Origin of the sequence: Neobacillus drentensis, assembly GCF_036965425.1 — a bacterium.
GTDB lineage: Bacteria > Bacillota > Bacilli > Bacillales > Cytobacillaceae > Neobacillus > Neobacillus drentensis_F.
Map to the genome: position 1 here is coordinate 1 of NZ_JBALPP010000197.1, position 488 is coordinate 488.

Sequence of the window (488 nt, forward strand, 5' to 3'; positions counted from 1 at the left end):
ATTTTACCTATATTATTTGTACGTTAAATAATTTCTATTATCTATAAGCGCTGTAACAAATTGTTAGAACCAAAGAAAAAAGCTAAACTCTGTTACGTTTAGAGTTTAGCATCCTTGTTTTCTTGTTATGCAATAGTCCATATATCCACCTTTAAATGGCCGCTGCGTTCCTGAACATTTCTATGTTTCACCTCCTAACCACATGATTGGAAATGCTGGAATTAAACTACTAAAGATTTATCCTGTTAATCCTGATATAGTAGACATTGTCGCTTCTGAACGAATAGATAAACGTGAAATGGTGAGTAGTCGCGGTTCCTTAACAGGAGCTGAGGAAAGTCCAGGCTCGCACAGTGCTGAGACGCCTGTAGTGTTCGTGCCATCTGCAAGGGTGGGCAGTCGATCAATAGTTTCGGCTGACGGCGGTGAAATCATGCTAAGTCCTTCGGGATATGCTGAGAATAACCTGAAAGTGCCACAGTGACGAT

At 40.4% G+C, this 488-nt stretch carries 1 other RNA gene (running past one end of the window); it reads left to right on the top strand.

What is annotated here, in order from left to right:
* Positions 1-297: 297 nt before the first annotated feature.
* Positions 298-488, top strand: an RNA gene (gene rnpB / locus V7161_RS29815) — RNase P RNA component class B (it continues 206 nt past the right edge of the window).